Annotated in this window: 17 protein-coding genes and 1 pseudogene; 1 reads left to right on the plus strand and 17 read right to left on the minus strand. The window is 30.8% G+C overall.

Features of this window, described 5'->3' with window-relative positions:
- Window position 1: 1 nt before the first annotated feature.
- The 4 genes from ASC41_RS02035 to gcvP all read right to left on the minus strand — a co-directional run bounded on the left by ASC41_RS02035 (window position 2) and on the right by gcvP (window position 5,475).
- Window positions 2-853, minus strand: a complete 852-nt coding sequence (locus ASC41_RS02035; RefSeq protein WP_055434972.1) for a glycosyltransferase family 2 protein — start codon at window positions 851-853, stop codon at window positions 2-4.
- A gap of 79 nt (window positions 854-932) precedes the next feature.
- On the minus strand, window positions 933-1,457 hold the full coding sequence (locus ASC41_RS02040; RefSeq protein WP_055434973.1) for a methyltransferase: 525 nt from the start codon (window positions 1,455-1,457) through the stop codon (window positions 933-935).
- A gap of 12 nt (window positions 1,458-1,469) precedes the next feature.
- Entirely contained in the window at window positions 1,470-2,528 is a 1,059-nt protein-coding gene (locus tag ASC41_RS02045) for a 3-oxoacyl-ACP synthase III family protein (protein ID WP_055434974.1), read from the minus strand.
- Between the two features lie 97 nt (window positions 2,529-2,625).
- Window positions 2,626-5,475, minus strand: coding sequence for an aminomethyl-transferring glycine dehydrogenase (gcvP, locus tag ASC41_RS02050; RefSeq protein WP_055434975.1), 2,850 nt, complete (start codon window positions 5,473-5,475; stop codon window positions 2,626-2,628).
- Between the two features lie 132 nt (window positions 5,476-5,607).
- On the opposite strand from gcvP, the gene ASC41_RS02055 reads away from it, so the two are divergent.
- Window positions 5,608-6,438, plus strand: coding sequence for a UbiA prenyltransferase family protein (locus tag ASC41_RS02055; RefSeq protein ID WP_055434976.1), 831 nt, complete (start codon window positions 5,608-5,610; stop codon window positions 6,436-6,438).
- On the opposite strand, the gene ASC41_RS02060 is transcribed toward ASC41_RS02055, so the two are convergent.
- From ASC41_RS02060 to ASC41_RS02110, 13 genes and pseudogenes are all read right to left on the minus strand, one after another.
- The gene (locus tag ASC41_RS02060) at window positions 6,418-6,672 is read right to left on the minus strand and encodes a hypothetical protein (RefSeq protein ID WP_055434977.1); all 255 of its coding nucleotides are present in this window, start codon (window positions 6,670-6,672) and stop codon (window positions 6,418-6,420) included. The genes ASC41_RS02055 and ASC41_RS02060 overlap by 21 nt on opposite strands.
- Window position 6,673: 1 nt before the next feature.
- A complete protein-coding gene (locus tag ASC41_RS02065; RefSeq protein WP_055435073.1) occupies window positions 6,674-7,228 on the minus strand; it encodes a sigma-70 family RNA polymerase sigma factor in 555 nt (184 codons plus the stop codon).
- A gap of 47 nt (window positions 7,229-7,275) precedes the next feature.
- Window positions 7,276-7,671 carry a hypothetical protein gene (locus tag ASC41_RS02070; protein WP_055434978.1) on the minus strand — a complete coding sequence of 132 codons (396 nt, stop codon included), beginning with the start codon at window positions 7,669-7,671 and terminating at the stop codon, window positions 7,276-7,278.
- A gap of 18 nt (window positions 7,672-7,689) precedes the next feature.
- On the minus strand, window positions 7,690-8,439 hold the full coding sequence (locus ASC41_RS02075; RefSeq protein WP_055434979.1) for a class I SAM-dependent methyltransferase: 750 nt from the start codon (window positions 8,437-8,439) through the stop codon (window positions 7,690-7,692).
- Window positions 8,430-9,167, minus strand: coding sequence for a DUF2071 domain-containing protein (locus ASC41_RS02080; protein ID WP_055435074.1), 738 nt, complete (start codon window positions 9,165-9,167; stop codon window positions 8,430-8,432). Before ASC41_RS02080 ends, ASC41_RS02075 begins: the two co-directional genes overlap by 10 nt.
- Window positions 9,151-9,552 carry a DoxX-like family protein gene (locus ASC41_RS02085; protein WP_055434980.1) on the minus strand — a complete coding sequence of 134 codons (402 nt, stop codon included), beginning with the start codon at window positions 9,550-9,552 and terminating at the stop codon, window positions 9,151-9,153. The genes ASC41_RS02080 and ASC41_RS02085 overlap by 17 nt, the downstream gene beginning before the upstream one ends.
- Before the next feature lie 8 nt (window positions 9,553-9,560).
- Window positions 9,561-9,962: a class I SAM-dependent methyltransferase gene (locus ASC41_RS17315; protein WP_241489617.1), complete on the minus strand. Its 402-nt coding sequence runs from the start codon at window positions 9,960-9,962 to the stop codon at window positions 9,561-9,563.
- A 12-nt stretch (window positions 9,963-9,974) separates the two neighbouring features.
- A pseudogene (locus ASC41_RS17320) lies at window positions 9,975-10,220 on the minus strand (hypothetical protein); the annotation flags it as partial.
- Window positions 10,103-10,444 (minus strand): SAM-dependent methyltransferase, encoded by a 342-nt coding sequence (locus tag ASC41_RS17090; protein ID WP_241489618.1) that lies wholly within the window; start codon window positions 10,442-10,444, stop codon window positions 10,103-10,105. The gene ASC41_RS17090 and the pseudogene ASC41_RS17320, both read right to left, overlap by 118 nt.
- Window positions 10,445-10,492: 48 nt before the next feature.
- On the minus strand, window positions 10,493-10,774 hold the full coding sequence (locus tag ASC41_RS02095; RefSeq protein ID WP_055434981.1) for a hypothetical protein: 282 nt from the start codon (window positions 10,772-10,774) through the stop codon (window positions 10,493-10,495).
- Between the two features lie 55 nt (window positions 10,775-10,829).
- Window positions 10,830-11,333 (minus strand): GbsR/MarR family transcriptional regulator, encoded by a 504-nt coding sequence (locus ASC41_RS02100; RefSeq protein WP_055434982.1) that lies wholly within the window; start codon window positions 11,331-11,333, stop codon window positions 10,830-10,832.
- A 95-nt stretch (window positions 11,334-11,428) separates the two neighbouring features.
- Window positions 11,429-12,208, minus strand: coding sequence for a hypothetical protein (locus ASC41_RS02105; protein WP_055434983.1), 780 nt, complete (start codon window positions 12,206-12,208; stop codon window positions 11,429-11,431).
- 74 nt (window positions 12,209-12,282) lie between these two features.
- Complete coding sequence (locus ASC41_RS02110; RefSeq protein ID WP_055434984.1) at window positions 12,283-14,316, minus strand: M3 family metallopeptidase; 2,034 nt, start codon at window positions 14,314-14,316, stop codon at window positions 12,283-12,285.
- Between the last annotated feature and the right edge of the window lie 325 nt (window positions 14,317-14,641).

A 14,641-nucleotide genomic window follows, 5' to 3' on the forward strand; every position in this document is an offset into this window, starting at 1 on the left:
ACTATATTTTTAATTTTTTCCTAACACCTTCCCATCTAAGTTTTCTAATAAAATCACCTTGCTCTACAGTTACTAGTGGTTCAATGTTATTATTTTTAGATTTAATATAGCCAAAAATGGTGTTTTTAAAATAAAGAAAACTTCTTTTGCTAATTGCACTTTTTAAAGCCGATAATATAGTTAAGGGTAATCCAAAACGCATTTTGTACAATGCTTCTCCTTGTAAGTATTTGCTGCTTTTATGGTAAGTTTTACCGGTTGGTTTTAAATGTTTAACTATTAATAGCTTGTCGGTTTTTATAGTCCAACCATAATATTGAGCCAACATTACATCTATAGAATCCCATCCAATACTAGGTTTTAAGCCTCCAATATCTTGAAAACACTCTTTTCTATATGCTTTAAATGGCCCACGAACATGGTTTTTAGATGCGATAGTTTCGTAAACCCACTGGTTGTTTTTATTAATGTATGCTAATCCTCCAGCTATTCCAACTTTGCTATCTGTGTTAAAAAGAGCTATAATAGATTCTAAATAATTTTTAGGAAGAATAATATCTGCATCAAATTTGCAAATAATATCATAGTCGCTATCCAATATTTCAAGTCCTTTATAGAAGGCATTAATAACTTTACTACCAGGAATATGATCTTTTGAAGATTGAATAGAAATACTTTTAATCCAATTGTTCTTATTTGAAAAGTCATCAACTATTTGCTGTGTCCTATCTGTAGAATTATCATTTACTACAACTACTTTCTTTGGTAAAAGTGTTTGTTTTACTAAAGATTCCAGCATTAATGAAATGCAATTTTCTTCGTTGTGAGCAGGAATGACGATGTATATATTCACTTATGAAATTTCAATGTAAAAATCACAAATTACAACTTTTTGAAACTAAAATTTAATGAAATCATTCTGTTTTTAGAATTTACTTTATTCTTTCAGCATAAACAATATAGTAACGATTGGTAAACCATCTTAAAATTGGACGAATACCAATTTTTTTAGTTGGGTTAGTCCATTGTTGACGGTCAATTATTTTCCATCCTGCTTTTTCTAAAAGCCAATCAAATTGCCAATCTTCAAACTCATGATAATGTCTGTCCCATTTATCGGTTTTACTTCTGTAAGCTGAAGAAAACCATAAACGCATTGGAATACTAGCAACCAATTTGTCAGCTTTAATAGATTTTAAAACAGTATACGGAGAAAGTAAATGTTCGAAAATTTCGAAAGCTGTTACCACTGTAGCATCAGAATTTTCAATAGCTGAAGTGTCCTCATCAATATCTTCTCCAGAAGTGTTTTTAATTTTAAAGCCACCATTTTTCATGACTTCTGTAAACGGATTTTCTACACCTAAATCTAGAATTGTTTCTTCAGTAGAAATATGTTTTTCTAAAAATTGATAAGTAAGTTTATATCTTTTATGTGGAAATTTGCCTTCGTACAAAGAAATGTTGTTTTAATATTTATAAACTATAGCGTTAATATTCATGCCCGCACCAACACTAGCAAAAAGAATAACATCTCCTTTATTAATTTCTTGATTTTCAATTTCTCCTTTTAAAATGAGGTCTAATAATGTAGGTACTGTTGCTACACTAGAATTTCCCAATTTATTTATAGACATTGGCATAATCCCTTCTGGCACTTTCATGTCGTGAAGCTTGTAAAAACGCTTTACAATAGCTTCATCCATTTTTTCATTTGCTTGATGGATTAATATTTTTTTGACATCATTTATGCCGAAACCACTTTTTTCTAAGCAAGCTTTTAGAGCTAGAGGTACATTTGTTAGGGCAAATTCGTAAATTTTTCTACCAAACATTTTAATGTATCTTCTTTGGCTTGTGTTTTCTGGTTTATTAGTTTCTCCAAAATAGATAAAATGAGCTTCGTCTAAAGCATAAGTTGCAGATTCGTGTGCAATAATTCCACCTTCATCATTTGTTTCTTCAATAATAACAGCTCCAGAGCCATCACTATAAATCATAGAATCTCTATCGTGCTTATCTATAACACGAGATAGTGTTTCAGAGCCAATAACTAAACAGCGTTTTGCTATTCCTGCTTTAATAAATGCATTAGCTTGTATTACACCTTCAATCCAACCTGGACATCCAAAAAGTAAATCGTAACCTACACATTTTGGATTTTTAATTTGAAGTAAATGTTTTACACGAGAGGCTAAACTTGGTACAGTATCACTCTGTTCAGCATCATGTCTTACATCACCATAATTGTGTGCAACAATAATATAATCTAATGTTTCTTTATCAATTTTTGCATCTGCAATGGCTTTTTCAGCAGCAAAAAAGGCAATGTCAGAATTTAGTAATTCTGGCTTTATATAACGCCTTTCTTGAATTCCTGTTATCGCTTTAAATTTATCAACGATAATTTCATTTGGGCTATTTATTTTTGAACCATCTGCATTTAAAAACTCATGATTATAGAAATCTTCATTTTTCTCAACAGTACTCGGAATAAAACTTCCGGTTCCAGTAATTTTAATATTCATATAAAAAGGGAATTGCCTTTAATTAATTGGCTAAGATAAGCATCATAAATTAAAGGCAATTTTTTAGTTATTTATTTTTACGACGTTCAAGCACGTGTTATGCTTCCATATAGGCTTCTATAGGTGCACAAGTACAGATTAAATTCCTATCTCCATAGGCATCGTCAACACGTCTTACACTTGGCCAAAACTTTGTGTCATGTACGTATTCTAAAGGAAAAGCAGCTTTTTCTCTAGAATAAGGCAATAACCATTCGTCACTTGTAACCATAGCCATTGTGTGCGGTGCATTTTTTAACGGATTATTATGATCATCCTTCGATGCTTCCGAAATTTCCTTTCTAATAGAAATCATAGCATCACAAAAACGATCCATTTCTGCTTTACTTTCACTTTCTGTTGGTTCAATCATCATTGTTCCTGCAACAGGAAAAGATACCGTTGGAGCATGAAAACCATAATCCATTAAACGCTTAGCAATATCAACAACTTCAATACCATTAGCTTTAAACGGACGGCAATCTATAATCATCTCATGTGCTGCACGACCTCGTTCTCCAGAGTACAATGTCTCGAAAGCACCTTGTAAACGTTGCTTAATGTAGTTAGCATTTAATATAGCAACTTCTGTCGATTTTTTTAAGCCTTTAACACCAAGCATTTTAATATAACCATAAGAAATTAAACAGGCTAATGCAGAACCATAAGGTGCAGCAGAAATAGCTGTAATAGCATGTTCTCCTCCAGTTTTTATAATTGGATTTCCAGGTAAAAAAGGAACCAATTGTTTTGCAACACAAATTGGACCTACACCAGGACCACCACCTCCATGAGGTATAGCAAAGGTTTTATGTAAGTTTAAGTGACAAACATCTGCGCCAATGTTTCCAGGATTTGTTAATCCTACTTGAGCATTCATATTTGCTCCGTCCATGTATACTTGTCCGCCGTTATCGTGTACAATTTGCGTAATTTCTTTAATCGCAGATTCGTAAACACCATGAGTAGATGGGTACGTTACCATTAAGGCAGCTAAATTATCTTTGTGTAATTCTGCTTTCTGGCGTAAATCGTCTACATCAATATTTCCTTCTGCAGTTGCTTTTGTAACAACAACTTTCATTCCTGCCATTACAGCACTTGCCGGATTTGTACCGTGTGCTGAAGATGGAATTAAACAAATATTTCTATGATGATCTTCGCGAGATTCGTGATACGCTTTTATAACCATTAATCCAGCATACTCACCTTGAGCACCAGAGTTTGGTTGTAAAGAAGTGCCAGAAAAACCAGTAATTTCTGTTAACTGATCTTCTAATTCTTTTAAGACTGTTAAGTAACCGTTAGCTTGTTCTATTGGAACAAAAGGATGTATGTTTCCCCAATTAGGATTACTTAATGGCAACATTTCTGCTGCAGCATTTAATTTCATTGTACAAGAACCTAAAGAAATCATTGAGTGGTTTAATGATAAATCTTTACGCTCTAAAGTTTTTATATAACGCATTAATTCTGTTTCAGAATGGTGCGTATTGAAAACGTCTAACGTTAAAAAGTCTGTTTTACGTTGAAGAGTTTCTTGAATGTTATTTACTTCTAAAATACTATCGATAGTAAACGTTTCTTTTCCTAAAGCTTCAGCAAAAATTGAAATAATCTCATTTAAATCTACTAGCCTTGTTGTTTCATTTACAGCAATAGTAACTGTATCTTCATTTGGATAGTAAAAGTTTACGTTGCTTTTTTCTGCTAAAGGCTTTACAACTGATGCATTTGCTTTTAACTGTATAGTATCAAAAAACGAAGTGTTTGTTTGTTCTACACCTAATTTAGTTAATGCATTTGCTAAAGCAGAAGCTGTGTTGTGTACTTGGCTAGCAATAAAATCTAGACCTTTTGGACCATGATATACAGCATACATACCTGCCATAACAGCTAATAATACTTGAGCTGTACAAATATTAGATGTTGCTCTGTCTCTTTTTATATGTTGTTCACGTGTTTGCAAAGCCATACGTAGCGCACGGTTTCCATTCTTATCTTTAGAAACACCAATAATACGACCAGGAATATCTCTTTTATAAGTTTCCTTTGTTGCAAAATAAGCGGCATGTGGTCCACCGTAACCTAATGGTATACCAAAACGTTGCGTTGTACCAACAACAACATCTGCACCAAATTTACCTGGTGCTTCTAATTTTACTAAACTTAATATATCTGCGGCAACGGCAACTTTAATATCTGCTGCTTTTGCTTTTTCTATAAATGTTTTAATGTCGCTAACTTGTCCATTTTTTCCTGGATATTGTAAAATTGCTCCAAAAAAATCAGAAGAAAAATCGAATTCATTTTCATTACCAATAACTAATTCTACATCAATTGGTGTAGATCTTGTTTGTAAAAGAGATAATGTTTGAGGTAAAATAGTTTCAGAAACAAAAAACTTATTTACACCTGCTTTTTTTTGTGCACGTTCGCGAACGGCAAATAATAAACTCATTGCTTCTGCTGCAGCTGTACTTTCATCTAAAAGCGAAGCATTAGCTAACTCCATTCCAGTAAGGTCTGTAACCATAGTTTGGAAGTTTAGTAAAGCTTCTAATCTTCCTTGAGCTATTTCTGCTTGGTAAGGAGTATATGCTGTATACCAACCCGGATTTTCTAAAATGTTACGTTGTATAACAGCAGGTAAAATAGTAGGGTGGTAGCCTAAGCCTATATAAGTTTTGTAAATACTATTTAATTTTGAAAGCTCGTTAATGTGCGAAGAATATTCGAATTCGCTCATAGCAACATCCAAGTTTAAATCGGTTTGTAATCGAATATCGTCTGGAATCGTTTCGTAAATAAGTTGTTCCATACTGTCTACACCAATGGCATCGAGCATTAGTTTTTGATCGTTTTCTCTTGGGCCAATATGGCGTAGTGCGAAAGTATTTGTATTCATTGTAGTTGTGTGTGATTTTGTCTAGCAAAAATAATGAAAATTAAAAATGTTATTTCTTAAAAAAAACTAAAGTTTTTAACCATTTAACGCCTTTATTAACAGATACTATTTTTTATGAATTAACTTTGTGTAATGCGATTAATTAAACAACTTTTCGATTTTTATTTGAATAGTAGTATTCACGTGGCTTTAGCCGTGTATGCTTTGGGTTGGATTACGTTAATACAGTTTGATGTTTCTTATGATGAAAACATTCTTTATTTTATTTTTTTTGCAACTATTACAGGTTATAATTTTGTGAAGTATTTTGGGATAGCAAAATTCCATCATAGAAGTTTAACAGATGCATTAAAAATTATTCAAGTGTTTTCGCTTGTTTGCTTTCTCTTGCTGTGCTATTTCGCAATGCAATTGCAATTAAAGACATTGATTTCTATTGGAGTTTTTGGGTTGATTACTTTCTTATATGCTATTCCTTTTCTTCCTAAAAACTTTTATTTAGATAACCAACAAAACCTTCGAGATGTTAGTGGGCTTAAGGTTTATGTTATAGCTTTAGTTTGGACAGGTGTAACCGTCTTTTTGCCCTTAATTAATGATGATGTACATTTAAATGCAGATGTATACATAACGGCATTTCAAAGATTTGTTTTTGTAGTTGTTTTAATGTTGCCTTTCGAAATTAGAGATTTAAAATTTGATAGCTTAAAGCTGGCAACTATTCCTCAGAAAATAGGAGTGAAATACACTAAATTAATAGGTTTTTTTTTACTACTCCTTTTGTTTTTATCTGAATTTTTTAAAAATGAATTAAGTTATGAGAGCTTACTTAAAACCTTAATTGTTGTATTAATAACATTATGTTTTGTGGTTTTTACAAATAAAAAAAGGAACCGTTATTACAGTTCCTTTTGGGTTGAAAGTATTCCAATTATATGGTTATTAATTATTTTGTTTTGCTAATTCTTTTTCGAAAGCAGACTGTAGTTTAGATTTTTCTGTAGTTTCTAATTTTACAGGTTTCTTTTTCATTAACTTAGTTAGCTTTGCATTGTTTCTAGAATATTTTCTACAAGCAGCGCAAAAGACTAAATGTAAATTTAGTTTAATTTTTTCCCAAAGTGAAGCCTCTTTATATTGTGCTTTATCACATGTGTGATTTGCTTCTTCACAACTTAGATATATTTTATTACTCATCTTAAAACCAATTTTTTTCTAAGCAACCAGCCATAGCTGTTCTTGCTCTGTGAATGATTACCCAAAGGTTAGACGCAGTAATATTTAATTCATTACAAATAGCTTCTGTATCGTAATTTAAAATAGTTTTCATCTCGAAAACTTGCGCTTGTTTGTTTGGTAATTTTCCAAGACAGTTTTGTATTGCTGTACCAAGTTCTGTATTCTCTATTGTGTCTTCTGCAGTTTTATCAAAAGGATCTGCAACACGTTCCTCTAGCCAATCGCCTTCAGTTTCTGTATCGCTATTGTAACTCATTCTAACCTCGGCTTTACCTTTATTCGAATTTGTTTTACGATAATGATCTATAATTTTTCTTTTTAATATTGAAATAAGCCATGTGCGTTCGCTTGCTTCGCCTTTAAAGTTTTTCATAGACTTTAAACCTGCTAAAAATGTTTCGGAAACCAAATCTTGAGCCATATCTCTATCGTTAACACGAGAAATGGTATAGTTAAAAAGGTAGTCTGAATACAAATTAATCCATTGATTTGGATCTATTTTGTGATCTGGCATAGTTGGCAATTTTTTTTCAAAAGTAAAGAAAAAGAATTGTTTTATAGCTATTTTAAAAATATGAAGAAAAACACAGTAGTTAAATAAATCCATAATATTGAAAATAGAATATGCATTATGGTTTCAAATAATTTGCCTTTCCAGAGTTTGGGAGAATAAACAAAGAATTGAAAAAACAATCTAATACTCCAAAATGCACCAAGGCCAAGAGCTATTTTTTTTCCTAAAGGTGTAGTTGTTAATTCGTGCGAACAGGTTAAGCATAATAAACCCATTAAGAAAACGGTAAGCGCAATAAAAAAGGTGTGAGTAGTCATCATTTGCTTATTTATTAAGCTTAGATGTTTTAATTCTAAATGCCATTTAAAATACTTTGGAAATGGAATGTGTATTATAGATAATGTAATTAAGAGAATGCCTATTATTTTTAAATGGATGTCCATACTTGCTGTTTTTTTAAATTAAGGCTTATTAATAATTATAGACATAAAAGGTGTGAATTTTATGTTTTTAAAAGGTGAAAACCCAGCTTTTTTATAAACGGTTTTCCATGTTTTATTTGAGAAGAAATGAGTAAAGCCAATAGAGAAAGCAAAGAAATTTGGCAAATTTCTTAAATGTTCTACCATAATTACTTTTCCTGTTGGTTTACAAATACGATGACATTCTTTTAAAAATTGAACTTTCTCAGTATTGTTTCTTATTTCATGTGCAGTCGATAGTAAAAATACAATATCTGTAGCGTTGTCTTCTAAAGGAATATGGTTAGTAGAGATTTGCCTTGTGTTAGGATAAGTTATACTAACTTTTCGTGCTCGTACAATTGCTGGTTCTGTGTGTTTTTCTTGATTATAAAAATCAAACACCTGTAAATTAGCTTCTGGAAATCTATTTTTTATTATAAAGCTCGTTTCATCAAAACCAGCATTAATATTAACAATGTTTTTAGCTTGAGTGTCTATATCGCATGCTTTGAGCCAATTTAAGTTATAGTATCCAGAGTAATCATAAACGTACGCAGATATAATTAATGGCATTAAAAGGCCGTAAATAAATAATGCGATAATACTATAAAGTAAGGTGTTTGAGCAACCAATAAAGATGAGACTTAAAATTATAATTGCTAATACGCTTAAACCAATAACATAGAAATGCCTGTTAAAACTTAAAATATTTAAAACTCCTTGAAACTTTTTTCTTTTTATTTCCATAATTCTATTTCTCCTTTTTTCCAGTAGTATGGAATGTTTTTTATTACAAAAGCATTTGCTAAAACATGGTTTTTAAGATTTAATGTGTTTAATAAATTTATAGAGTAATCTTCAATTTTAATTGGCTTAGGTTTCCAATTTTGTCTTACACCTTGTATTATTAAAACTTCTTTTGTGGCTTCATTATAAGTAAAAGTAAAAGGAAGTGGGCCTGCAAAGCGCCTTGCTTCTTTCCAGTTCTCGAAAGGAGAATTTATTGGTAGTTTTACTTCTTTTTCAAGATTGTTTATTTCTATTTTAAAGTTTGAATGTTTTGACGATATTTCAGTTTCACTAGTAGTTGTTTTTATATTTATATCTGTAGTTGTATAATTATAGTGAGTAAAAATATTACCCATAAATGCCATTTTCTTTTTATCTGTTTCAGATTTTATAATATATAGACCACGTAAATTTTTGCCGTTTTTGTTGGTGTAACGCACAAATATGCGGTAACCAATTAAAAAGAAATCGTTTCCCATAAATTTAGGAAAGCCTTTAGGTCTTAAACCTGTTGTTTGTACCATTGCAACTGCAACAAAAGCCCATTTGTCTTTAAAGGTGTCTAAAGTTAAACACTCCGGAATTAGGTTTTGTAATTGTTCTTTTGGTACAGCAAAAGTTAAAACGGTAGAGCTTTTAAAAAAAGCTTCTACGGCAAAAGGATGATTTTTAAGCTTTGGTAGCATAGTTGTTATTTTCTTTTTTATTAAAATAAAAAGCATTTACGTAAACTAAAACAGCAAACAGTAAAGCGAAAACAATATTTAGTTTTTTCCAGAGTAGTAAATCCGGAGCAGCTGTAAATTCAATAATATTCATAGATATTACAATTGTTATTTGAAAAACAGCATTCAGTTTTTGCTTATAACGAGTCAGAATCCAAATCGCTAAACACACTTCTAAAACACCTATTGTTAAAATTAATAATCTTGAATGTTCAGTGTTTAAAACATGAGCAACAATGGCTTCATGTCTTGGTACTTGATTTAGTATCTTACAATACAAACCATTTATAAGCCAAACAGAAGCTATAATAGTGGTAATAATTTTATGTAGAACTGAACGTTTCATTAATTTGTTTATTTAGTGCAACTTATAATATAATATCCAAAACTCTGCATGTGCAATCCAGATAATAATGCATAAAATGAACCTTTTAAATTGTGTAAGCTTTCTCGTTTTATTGATTTTAAAGTAAAGATTTTTTTTAAAATAAACCCAACGATTGCAAATGGTACGTGTAGTACAGACGGCGCTACCCTAAAAGAAATGTCTTCTATTTTTATATTTTTAAAGCCTAGGCTCTCTAAATCTTTTTTTACATTGTTTATAGAGCCTAAATTGGTTAAACTCCAGTGGTCGCACAGTCTGCGATGCGAATAGTTTGCACCATGACATAGTTCTGTTTCATCTTTTTTTAAAAACGCATCTGCAATTACAAAACGTCCTCCAGGTTTTAATATGCGGTAAGCCTCTTGCAAAGATTCTTTTTTATGTCCAGAATGGCATAAGCTTTCTATTGCTAAAGCAGAATTAAAAGTATTAGATTTAAATGAAGTATGGTTGTAGTTCTCGTTTACAATAGTTCCTTTCTTGTCTTTAAGTAAGCTATTTCCTTTTTCTACTTGAAAACTTGAAAACTTGAAAGCGTTACGCCAAAAGCCGTTAAGTTGTTGTGCTTTTTTAAAGCGTAACGCATTGTGCCTCCAACACCACAGCCTAAATCTATTAAATTCGATTTTTCTTTGGTTATGTTTAAACGTTTTAAAACCTGATTGTTCATTTCGTTAAGCATTGTGTTTCTTGCAAACGGACTATTTTTAAACGGAATAAAATATCCAAAATGCATGTTTAAATCTTTACTCCAAAACGCATAATCGTTGGTTGCTCCATCATAGAAATCTATCATCTCTATTTTTGTTTGCTGTACTTTTTCTAAATGATTTAGTGTTAGTGTTTTCATGTATAAAGAGCTTTAAAAGTGATGTTATTGCTTAATAATTGCTTTCTTTTATAATTGTATTTTCTGAGTTTGAATTATATAGGTTAAAAAAACTATTAGAAAAATTGGAATACCAAAGAGCCAGTTAAATTCACCATTCCAAAGCAAAAAGAAGGTGATTACTAAACCAAAATAAACGTATATAAACTTGTTTTTTGGAAAAAGGATAACAAAGATTAAACTTGCTAAAACTTGCAGTCCGCCAGTAAATGCAATACCATAGGGTCCAAGAAATAATAGTAGTAATGCAATGTAGTTTATTACTTTTGTGATTTTGAATGCGATTTTCATAATTTCTAATTATTTTAAACTTTCAGAAAAAATTGAAAGTTTAGTTTAAATTTTTTTATTTGAATAATTTTAAAACAGACTTAGTAATCCAGTTTTGTTTTTGGTCTACCAATTTGTTAATCATTACATCCATTGTTTCTGTTAATTCGTGTAATGCTTTTGTTTGTTTAATAAGTTCTTTTGTTTTTTCAGAACCATCATTTTTAATAGATGATACTTCTTCTAAAACTTTAATAACAGGTTTTATTTCGCGTCTGCTTCTTTCTTTAGCTACAATTCTAGCTAATTCTTGTACGTCTTTTTCAGTAGTAAAAAACTCTTTACGTTCACCAGCAACTAATGTTTTTGTTACAATGCCCCAATCCATTAACTGACGTAAATTCATAGAAGTATTACCACGAGAAATTTTTAGTTCCTCCATAATATCTTCCATAGATAAGGGTTTTGTAGAGATAAAAAGCAAGGCTTGAATTTGCGCCATTGCCTTATTAATTCCCCAAAGAGAGCCTAAACTTCCCCAAGTACTTATAAATTTATCTTTTGCTTCTTTGTATTCCATACAGCAAATATATGATAATTTTTAAATTTTCAGTAATTATTGAAAGTTTAATTTGTGAAACATTAGAAAAAGGAATATAAGTTTAGATATAATTATTATTTCACTTGCAAATGAATATGATCATCATGCCTAACTGCTTTGCAGCCTTGAAAACGTATTTTGCTGTAGTTACTTAAACCTAAGTTTTGTTTTAAATAAGGTTCAATAAATATTTTCTGAGTTTCATTTTGAGACAAGAACGAGAGAAGTACTTTTTTTGTATTAGTTGTATCAAAATCTAGATTGTTAATTTCTCCAAAAGTCATGTATTTGGTGAAATCGTATTGCCAATAGCCTTTTTTTAAGCAACTTTCGTTTGAGTAATTTTTTTCGTTTACAAAAATGCCATATCCTGAAAGACCTGGTTTTTTATCTGTAACAATTCCTTTTTTACTTTTATAGGTAAAAGAGATGTCTACCTTTTTACCGTCATTATGACTTCTGTGTGGTAGCAGCGGAAAACCGTTATAAAAAGGAAAGTTAGCATCTAAATAAGTGATGTTAATGTTGTCTTTATTTAATTCTTCAGAAGATTTTTTAAGTAATGTCTTTAAGTCAGGTGTTACATAATTCCTAAATAGTAATGGATAAAATAAGTTTCTTGGTTTTAGGTTTTTATTTAAAATAGGCAATTGTTCACGACCAAATTGTTTTGCTAAAGGAGGAACAATTAATAAATTTGAAATTAAATACAATGTTGTAAATACGTATCTCTTTTTCCATTTTTTTGCTTTACAAAGTAATAAGGCTATAACCCAAATTAAGCCTCCAACTTGTGTAAAAACAGTTAGAAAGGTAATCCATGTAATGTGTAGTAATATTTTAAGTAGTTTCATTAAATAGAAAAGACGTTGGTTTTTAATTCAACGTCTTTTAATATATAGATGCTTTGCTATTTAATTACAAAATTCTACTTAATCAATCCTGCGCGCTTTAATAAAGCTTCAGGTTTTGGCTCTTGACCTCTAAAACGTTTGTATAAAACCATTGGGTTTTCTGTTCCACCTTGAGACAAGACATTGTCTTTAAACTTAGTTGCAATCTCTTTATTAAAAATACCGTTTTGTTTAAAGTAATCGAAAGCATCTGCATCTAATACTTCAGCCCATTTGTAGCTGTAATATCCAGAACTGTAACCACCTTGAAAAATATGAGCAAAAGCGGTACTCATGCAATTCTCTTTAACATCTGGAAATAAATTAGTGTCTTTAAAAGCTTCGGTTTCAAATTCTTTTACACTTTTTATGGTGTTTGGAGATTCTCCAGCGTGCCAAGACATGTCTAAGAGTCCAAAGCTAAGTTGTCTTAAAGTTTGCATACCTTCATGGAAAGTTGCAGACTCTTTAATTTTGTTTACCAACTCCATAGGTATTACTTCTCCTGTCTCGTAATGTTTAGCAAATAGCTCTAAAGCTTCTTGTTCGAAACACCAGTTTTCCATTACCTGACTTGGTAACTCGACAAAATCCCAAAATACACTTGTACCAGATAAACTTGGGTAAATAGTGTTAGCAAGCATGCCATGTAAAGCATGTCCAAATTCATGAAATAGAGTAGTAACCTCATTAAAAGTTAAAAGAGAAGGTTTGCTTTTTGTTGGTTTTGTGAAATTACAAACTATAGAAACGTGAGGTCTTTCTTCAGTGCCGTCTTTAACAAATTGTGGCTTGTAACTCGTCATCCAAGCACCATTTCTTTTTCCTTTTCTTGGGAAGAAATCTGCATAAAAAATAGAAACTAAGTCTCCGTTGTTATTAGTTACTTTGTATGTTAAAACGTCTTCATGATATTTATCGATATCGCTTATCTCTTCAAATTTTAAGTCGAAAAGTTTTCCAGCGATTTCAAAAGCACCATCAATTACATTTTCTAGTTTAAAATATGGTTTTAGTTGCTCGTCATCTAAACTGAATAATTTTTGTTTTAGTTTTTCAGAATAATAAGCCGAATCCCATTTTTCTAATCGATCTATTCCGTCTAACTCTTTTGCAAAATCTTCTAAATTTTTAAATTCTTCTTCAGCAGCTGGTTTTGCTTTAGCAAGTAAATCGTTCGAGAAGTTTAAAACTGTTTCTGGCGTTTGTGCCATACGTTCTTCTAAAACAAAATGCGAATGTGTTTTATAGCCTAATAAGTTGGCGCGCTCAAAACGTAAGTTTACAATATCTAAAACTATTTGTTGGTTGTCTAAAGCATCACCTTTAAAAGCTTTACTTCCTGCTACTTTAGATAATTGCTCTCTAAGTTTCCTATTGTCTGCATAAGTCATAAAAGGAATATAGCTAGGGTAGTCTAATGTAATTAACCAGCCTTCTTTTTCTTTGCTTTCAGCTAATTGCTTTGCGGCTTCTTTTGCACCTTCGGGTAAGCCAGATAAATCGTCTTCGTTTGTAAGGTGTAGTTCGTATTTATTAGTTTCAGCTAAAATGTTTTCTCCAAATTGTAATTTTAATTTAGATAGTTTTTTGTCTATTTCTCGAAGTTTATTTTTATCTACTTCGTTTAAATTAGCTCCGTTTCTAGAAAAGCTTTTGTATTTTTTATCTAATAAAGTTTGTTGCTCTGTAGTAAGGTCTAAACTTTCTTTTATATCGTAAATAGCTTTTACACGTTTAAATAAGTCTTCGTTTAAAGTGATATCATTTCCAAATTCAGAAAGTATTGGAGAAATTTCTTGAGCTATTTTTTGAATTTCTTCGCTTGTCTCAGCAGAGTTAAGGTTAAAAAAGATACTAGTAACACGATCTAATTGTTGACCAGAAAATTCTAAAGCTTCAATTGTATTTTTGAACGTTGGATTTTCTTTATTATTGATGATTGCGTCAATTTCGGACTTTGTTTCTTCAATAAGTTTTAAAATAGCAGGCTTAAAGTGCTCGTTTTCAATTCGAATGAATGGCGCTGAATTGTATTTTGTCGAAAAAAATGTTGTTAATGTATTCATTTTCAATAATATAGTTTTTATTTTTCGTATATTTTAATAGTAAGCATGTAAAAAATCGAAATAAGTTATAAATTTGCATCAGATTTTTTCTCGAGAGTTGGTTACTCTCTTAAAAATTATTGATTAATAGCGATGAAAAGCCTCAAATTTATTTGAGGCTTTTTTTTATGCCTTTTTTTGATATAAATGTAAATTTTAATACGTAATCGTGTTTTTTAACGGTTATTTTCACTCTTAATCGATTATTCATATAATTTTTACTGGCACCAATAGAATAACAAGTAAAAGATGGAGTTTTGTATTAAGTTTTTTTGATGTGGGATCT

The sequence above is a fragment of the Lacinutrix algicola genome, from assembly GCF_001418085.1.
Taxonomy (GTDB): Bacteria; Bacteroidota; Bacteroidia; order Flavobacteriales; family Flavobacteriaceae; genus Lacinutrix; species Lacinutrix algicola.